The 6,228-nt window shown below is 71.1% G+C and carries 8 protein-coding genes and 1 pseudogene; 5 read left to right on the plus strand and 4 right to left on the minus strand.

What is annotated here, in order from left to right; genetic code table 11:
• Window positions 1–469, minus strand: a 469-nt coding sequence (gene sbcD / locus J5F18_RS07320) for an exonuclease subunit SbcD (protein WP_346301616.1), incomplete at its 3' end; no start/stop codon positions are given.
• 80 nt (window positions 470–549) lie between these two features.
• Here sbcD and nfi point away from each other — a divergent pair.
• Entirely contained in the window at window positions 550–1,239 is a 690-nt protein-coding gene (gene nfi, locus J5F18_RS07325; protein ID WP_346301617.1) for a deoxyribonuclease V, read from the plus strand.
• Between the two features lie 3 nt (window positions 1,240–1,242).
• Here the strand turns inward: nfi and J5F18_RS07330 are convergent, their stop codons facing one another.
• Window positions 1,243–2,151 carry an aldo/keto reductase gene (locus tag J5F18_RS07330; protein WP_346301618.1) on the minus strand — a complete coding sequence of 303 codons (909 nt, stop codon included), beginning with the start codon at window positions 2,149–2,151 and terminating at the stop codon, window positions 1,243–1,245.
• 110 nt (window positions 2,152–2,261) lie between these two features.
• On the opposite strand from J5F18_RS07330, the gene J5F18_RS07335 reads away from it, so the two are divergent.
• The 3 genes from J5F18_RS07335 to J5F18_RS07345 all read left to right on the plus strand — a co-directional run bounded on the left by J5F18_RS07335 (window position 2,262) and on the right by J5F18_RS07345 (window position 3,896).
• Complete coding sequence (locus tag J5F18_RS07335) at window positions 2,262–2,831, plus strand: DUF1415 domain-containing protein (protein ID WP_346301619.1); 570 nt, start codon at window positions 2,262–2,264, stop codon at window positions 2,829–2,831.
• Window positions 2,832–2,901: 70 nt separating this feature from the next.
• Window positions 2,902–3,444: a thiol peroxidase gene (gene tpx, locus J5F18_RS07340; protein WP_346301620.1), complete on the plus strand. Its 543-nt coding sequence runs from the start codon at window positions 2,902–2,904 to the stop codon at window positions 3,442–3,444.
• 20 nt (window positions 3,445–3,464) lie between these two features.
• The gene (locus J5F18_RS07345; RefSeq protein WP_346301621.1) at window positions 3,465–3,896 is read left to right on the plus strand and encodes an OsmC family protein; all 432 of its coding nucleotides are present in this window, start codon (window positions 3,465–3,467) and stop codon (window positions 3,894–3,896) included.
• 80 nt (window positions 3,897–3,976) lie between these two features.
• On the opposite strand, the gene J5F18_RS07350 is transcribed toward J5F18_RS07345, so the two are convergent.
• Both J5F18_RS07350 and J5F18_RS07355 read right to left on the minus strand, forming a co-directional pair.
• Window positions 3,977–4,657 carry a gamma-glutamyl-gamma-aminobutyrate hydrolase family protein gene (locus J5F18_RS07350; protein WP_346301622.1) on the minus strand — a complete coding sequence of 227 codons (681 nt, stop codon included), beginning with the start codon at window positions 4,655–4,657 and terminating at the stop codon, window positions 3,977–3,979.
• Window positions 4,654–5,661, minus strand: coding sequence for an amidoligase family protein (locus J5F18_RS07355; RefSeq protein WP_346301623.1), 1,008 nt, complete (start codon window positions 5,659–5,661; stop codon window positions 4,654–4,656). Before J5F18_RS07355 ends, J5F18_RS07350 begins: the two co-directional genes overlap by 4 nt.
• 83 nt (window positions 5,662–5,744) lie before the next feature.
• Here J5F18_RS07355 and J5F18_RS07360 point away from each other — a divergent pair.
• A pseudogene (locus J5F18_RS07360) lies at window positions 5,745–6,228 on the plus strand (mechanosensitive ion channel family protein); the annotation flags it as partial.

The following is a 6,228-nucleotide window of genomic DNA, read 5'->3' on the forward strand; positions in this document are numbered from 1 at the left end:
GCGCCGCCGCGGCGCCGGTGACCTCGGCGGGGCGCAGGAAGGGCAGGGCCAGGCACCAGGCGCGGGTCTCGCCCGCGGCGTCGGTGAGCGGCACCAGCAGGCGCTCGGCGTCCAGGGTGCCGTCGTCCAGCCAGCTCACCCGGCCCAGGGCGTGGGTGCGCAGGCGGCGCATCAGCGGGGCGGGCAGCTCGATGCGGTTGCCGCTGTCGTGGTTGCCGGCGATCAGCACGATATCGAGGCGGGGCAGCCGGGCGTGGGCCTCGACGATGAAGTCGTAGAGCAGCTCCTGGGCGCGCAGCGAGGGGTTGACCACGTCGAAGATGTCGCCGGCCACCAGCAGGGCGTCGGACCGGTGCGCCGCCAGGGTATCGAGCAGCCAGGCCAGGAAGGCGCGGTGCTCGGCGTGGCGCTCCTGGCCGTGGAACGTCTGGCCGAGGTGCCAGTCGGCGGTATGAATCAGCGTCAGCATGATCGGCGGGGCTCCCTTCCCTGGTTGGCGTCGAAAGGCGATAGTCTACGCCACTCGACAGCGGCTTTTCAGGACCCCCCATGCCACTCGCTTCGCTTCACGACTGGAACCTCTCGCCCAGCGCGGCCATCGCCCTGCAGACGCGTCGTGCCGGCCGCGTCGAGCGCGAGGACCGGCTCGGCCCGGTGCGCCGTATCGCCGGGGTGGATATCGGCTTCGAGGAGGAGGGCGAGATCACCCGGGCGGCGGTGGTGGTGCTGGCCTGGCCGCCGGGGGACACCGGCGAGTTCAGGGTGGTGGAGCAGGCGGTGCAGCGCGAGCCGACGCGGATGCCCTATATCCCGGGGCTGCTCTCCTTTCGCGAGGTGCCGGCGGCGCTGGCGGCCTTCGAGGGGCTGAGCGTTCGCCCCGACCTGGTGATGGTGGATGGCCAGGGCATCGCCCATCCGCGCCGGCTCGGGGTGGCCTCGCACCTGGGGCTGTGGCTCGACCTGCCGACGATCGGCGTGGCCAAGTCGCGGCTCTGCGGTCGCCACGGCGAGCCGGGGCCCGCGCGGGGGGACTGGACGCCGCTGATCGAGGGCCCCGACGACGAGGTGATCGGCGCGGTGCTGCGCTCGCGGGTCGGAGTCAAGCCGATCTTCGTCTCGCCGGGGCATCGCCTCTCCCTGGCCACGGCGCTCGACTGGGTGATCCGCTGCCTGGGGCGCACCAAGCTGCCGGAGCCGACGCGGCTGGCTGACCGGCTGGCGTCCCGACGAGGCGCGTAACCCTTACACGATATCCAGCGGTGTCTTGCGTGCCGGAGCGGGGAAGGCCGCGTCGAGGCGGGCGAGCGCCTCGTCGGTCAGCGGGACGGTGAGCGCCGCGGCGTTCTGCGTCACGTGCTCGAACCGGGTGGCCTTGGGGATGGCGATCACATCGCGATGTGCTCCCTCTCCGCGGGGCCGGATCGCCCAGACCAGCAGCAGCTGGGTGGGGGTGATGCCCAGGCCCGAGGCGATCTCCAGCACCTCGGGATGGGTCAGCAGCTCCCGGCGCAGCTCGCCGCCCTGGGCCAGCGGGCAGTAGGCCATGGTGGGCATGCCGTGTGCACGTTGCCAGGGGAGCAGGGAATGCTCGATCCCCCGGGAGCCCAGGTGGTAGAGCACCTGATTCACCGTGCACGCCTCGCCACCGGGTAGGGCGTGGAGCTCGGCCAGCTCGTCGACGTCGAAGTTGGAGACCCCGAAGCGGTGGATCTTGCCGGCCTGGCGCAGCCGCTCGAAGGCCTCCAGGGTCTCCTCCAGCGGTACGCTGCCCGGCCAGTGCAGCAGGTAGAGGTCGAGGTGATCGGTGCCCAGGCGTTTCAGGCTCGCCTCGCAGGCGGCGATGGCCGAGTCGCACCCGGCGTTCCAGGGATAGACCTTGGAGACCAGGAAGGCCTCGTCGCGCCGCCCCAGCAGCGCCTCGCCCACCACCTCTTCGGCGCCGCCCTCGGCATACATCTCGGCGGTATCGATCAGGGTGAGGCCCCGTTCCAGGCCGAGCTGCAGGGCGCGCACCTCATCGCGGCGCGGGGCGAGCCCCTCGCCCATGTGCCAGGTGCCCTGGCCGATGGCGGGCAGGGTCACGGCGGGCGCGTGGGCGGTGGCGGGCAGGGTGACGCTGGGTAGCGTATCCGGGTGCGACGAGGCGGGCATGGGGGCTCCTGGCGGGTTTCCGGGGGTGGGGGCGGGCGTGCGCCACCGTTTCTGCCACAATAGCAGACCCCTTTCCCCAGACCGTCTTCCCCGCTGCCACGAGAGTCGCCATGTCCGCACCCACCGAATCCCCCCAGGATCAGGCCCTGGCCGCCACCCGCGCCTGGGTGGAGACCTTCGTGGTCGCCCGCAACGTCTGCCCCTTCGCCGGCCGCGAGGTGGCTCGCGACAGCATCCGCTACGTGGCGGTGGATGCCCGGGAGTGGGAGGGCGCCCTGCTGGCGCTGGTGGCCGAGTGCGAGCGACTCGACGCGACCCCTGCCATCGAGACCACCCTGCTGGTGCTGACCCCGGGGCTCGAGGCCTTCGACGACTACCTCGATTTCCTCGCCGTGGCCGAGGCGCTGCTGGCCGACCAGGGCCTTGAAGGCACCTACCAGCTGGCGAGCTTCCATCCCGACTACTGCTTCGAGGGGGCCGAGGAGGAGGACGCCGCCAACTTCACCAACCGCTCGCCCTTCCCGATGCTGCACCTGCTGCGCGAGGCGGGCCTCGAGCGGGCGCTGGCGCACTACCCGGACCCGGCGGCGATCCCCGAGCGCAACGTGGCGGCGATGCGCGCGCTGGGCCAGGAGGCGCTGGCCAGGGCCCTGGCCGCGCTGCGTGACGGCAAGCGTTGAGGCCGGGGTTGGCCGCGCGGGCGCCGGGTCGCTAGGCTCGAGTCTTCCCCTGATGTTCGAGGAGTGTGCCATGAGACAGGTGACCCGCGGCGGTGAGCCGGTGGACGTGGCCGGTGACTTCCCCGAGGTGGGCCAGGCCGCGCCGCCGCTGACCCTCACCAATACCGAGATGGTCGACGTGACCCTGGCCGACTATGCCGGCAAGCGCAAGGTGCTCAATATCATCCCGAGCATCGACACGCCCACCTGTGCCCTGTCGACCCGGACATTCAACCAGCTGGCCTCGCGGATGGCCGACACGGTGGTGCTGGTGGTCTCCGCGGACCTGCCCTTCGCCGCCACGCGCTTCTGCGGGGCCGAGGGGCTCGATTCCGTCGAGACCCTCTCCACCTTCCGCCACCGCGAGTTTCATCGCGACTGGGGCGTGGACCTGTGCAGCGGGAGCCGGGCCGGCCTGTGCGCCCGGGCGGTGGTGGTGCTGGACGAGAACGACTGCGTGATCCACGCCGAGCTGGTACCCGAGATCAAGCAGGAGCCGGAATACGAGGCGGCACTGCGGGCTCTGGATGGCTACACTCCCACAGGCAAGACATCTGTCGAATCCGTCGACTAGTTCAAGGAGGGAATGACCCCATGACGATCAAGCGTACCGGTTCCGCCGAGTGGCAGGGCAGCCTGCAGGAGGGCCAGGGCAAGGTCTCCACCGCCAGCGGGGTACTCAGCGATACCCCCTACAACTTCGGGCAGCGCTTCGAGAACGCCCCGGGCACCAATCCCGAGGAGCTGATCGGCGCCGCCCACGCCAGCTGTTTTTCCATGGCGCTGTCGCTGATCATGGGCGAGGCGGGCCTGACGCCCGAGCGCATCGCCACCCAGGCCGAGGTCTCCCTGGAGAAGGGTGACGAGGGCTTCAGCATCACCGCCATCCACCTGACCACCCGGGTGACCAGCCCAGGCGCCGATCCGGCCGCCTTCGAGGAGTGCGCCGAGAAGGCCAAGGGGGGCTGCCCGGTATCGCAGGTGCTCAACGCCAAGATCACCCTGGACGCGGCCCTGGAAGACTGAGACGCATCTCCACACCCCCTGAACCACCACAGCGTCAGTGCGGCCACCCTCGGGTGGCCGCTGTCGTGTGTGGTGGCGCCTCAGGCCTCCCGGTGGCGCCGAGCGGCGTTGACCAGGGCGCGGATCAGCCGCTGCTGGGGGCGGTTGAAGATCAGCCACTCCGGATGCCATTGCACGCCGATCAGGAACTCGTGGTCGCGGGACTCGATGCCCTGCACCAGCCCCTCGCGGTCGCGGGCGACGATCTCGATGCCCTCGCCGGTCTCTCGCACCGCCTGATGGTGCAGGCTGTTGATGCGACACCAGCTGACGCCCAGCAGGCGATGCAGCCGGCTGGCCCCGACGATGTCCACCGTCTTGCGCGGCAGCACCGTGCGGCGCCGCTTGAGCCCCTCGTGGGTGGTGTAGATGTCCGGGTCCAGGGTGCCGCCGCGGTAGACGTTGATCAGCTGGGCGCCGCGGCAGATGCCGAGCACCGGGGTGCCCTCGGGGATGAAGCGCTCGAGCAGCTCCAGCTCCAGCTCGTCGCGCTGGGGGTCGACGCGCACGTCGAGCTGCACCTCGCCACCGTAGAGGTGGGCCTGGATGTCGTCGCCACCGCCGATGATCAGGCCGTCCAGGCGCTCGGGCAGGGGGCGCGAGGGCGACAGGCGCCACGGGCGGCCGCCGTGGCGCCACACCGCGAACCAGTCGAAGAGCCAGGCGATCTGGCTCTTGTAGTCGGAGGTGGTGATGCCGATCAGGGGCCGGGTCTCACTCACGGGGTGCCCACCCAGCCGCGCAGGCGCAGCCACAGGCGGGCCAGGGGCGAGCGGGTGTGCCTGGCTACGTAGCCGGCGCTGCGCTTGCGCAGCAGCTCCTTGTCGGCGGCCAGCTTCTCCACCTCCAGCCAGCGGTTCCACTCCACCACCGCGCCCCAGCCGGGGTCAGAGAGGCGGGCGTCGGGCAGGCGGTAGTGGAAGGTGGGGCGCGGCTTGACCAGCCGGTTGTGGAAGAGCTCGTGGGGGTAGTGCGGTCGCAGATGGGCGAACAGCGGGGTCATGTCCAGCTCGCGGTTGCGGGTCGGGTTGTCCGCCAGGTAGTCGGCGATCAGGGTGTCCAGGTCGGGGGCGTAGCTCGGGGCCAGCACCTTCAGCGCATAGGGCTTGGGGAAGGGGTTGGCGTGGGGCAGCACCTCGCGGGTGATGTCCACGTCGATCTGTTCGCGCAGCCACTCGGCGGTGAGCAGGTAGGCGCGCAGCTGGTCGAGCAGGCTGTCGACCTCGAGGCTCGCCGCTTCGAGATTGAGGTGCAGGCCGAAGCCGTAGAGCAGGCTGGCGTCGGTGCCCTTGGCGCCGTGCTGGCGCAGCGCATCGAAGAGGGCGTCGAGCTCGTCGAGCTCGTCCCAGGGCACCGGCGGGCAGACGATCTCGGTGGGCACCAGGCCCGTGACCACATCGCCGATCAGCTCCCGGGTGCGGGCGTGGAAGTCGACCCGCATCTGATGGCGCTGGCGCTCCCACTCGGTATCATCCCGGGGTCGGGAGTCGATCACCTCGGCGTCCGGATGGGCATACTGGGTGTCGAGCTCGATCACGAACTCGCCCCAGCGGGTCTCCTTGACCCTCAGGCGGTGGGGGCTCACGGTCACCAGCTCGCCGCCGAACAGCCCGCGCACCAACTCCGCGGTATCGCGCGGCGGGAGACCGGCAAACTCGATCTCGACCCCGACGCGACGGAGCGCCCCGTCGGGGTTGTGTGTCTCGGGTGGCGGGAGAGGCGTCATGTCGGCATCCTGTGCGTGACCGCTGGGCTCATCAGGAGCCTACCATACCGCCAATCCCCGTCACTCAGCGACCCGGAGTACCGATGACCCGACCACTGTACCGCTGCCTGTTCGCCAGCCTCGCCTGGCTGCTGCTGGCCCTGGCGCTGCCCGCCCAGGCCCAGCAGCTCGGCCTGCCGGGGCTGGCGGGCGGGGGCGAGGAGGCGCGCGCCGAGCACGATCCCCAGACGTTCCAGGCCTCTCTGGTGGCGGTCATCGCCACCCTGGAGGACGCCGAGCGGCGCGGTGCCCTGCTGGAGAGCCTGCGCGAGCTGCAGGCGGTGCACGGCGAGGCGACCGTTGAGGCCACGCAGCCGCATCGCCAGGGACTGCTCGGCGCCCTCGCCGAGACCCTGAGCGACCTGGGCGATCAGGCCGAGGCGGGATACTCCCCCATCGACCAGTGGCAGGACCAGCTGGAGCAGGGCTGGGAGGACCTCAGCGGCCTGGTGTCCGACACCGACAACGCCGACCTGATGCGCTTCCTCGTGGAGGGAGCGGTGCTGCAGGGGATCTGGGCGGGTCTGC

It is taken from the genome of Halomonas sp. BM-2019, assembly GCF_017584085.1.

Coding starts and splice junctions, on each gene's coding strand:
- J5F18_RS07330 (WP_346301618.1), bottom strand. CDS start 2,151: ATGCCCGCCTCGTCGCACCCGGATACGCTACCCAGCGTCACCCTGCCC.
- J5F18_RS07355 (WP_346301623.1), bottom strand. CDS start 5,661: ATGACGCCTCTCCCGCCACCCGAGACACACAACCCCGACGGGGCGCTC.
- J5F18_RS07335 (WP_346301619.1), top strand. CDS start 2,262: ATGTCCGCACCCACCGAATCCCCCCAGGATCAGGCCCTGGCCGCCACC.
- nfi (WP_346301617.1), top strand. CDS start 550: ATGCCACTCGCTTCGCTTCACGACTGGAACCTCTCGCCCAGCGCGGCC.
- tpx (WP_346301620.1), top strand. CDS start 2,902: ATGAGACAGGTGACCCGCGGCGGTGAGCCGGTGGACGTGGCCGGTGAC.
- J5F18_RS07345 (WP_346301621.1), top strand. CDS start 3,465: ATGACGATCAAGCGTACCGGTTCCGCCGAGTGGCAGGGCAGCCTGCAG.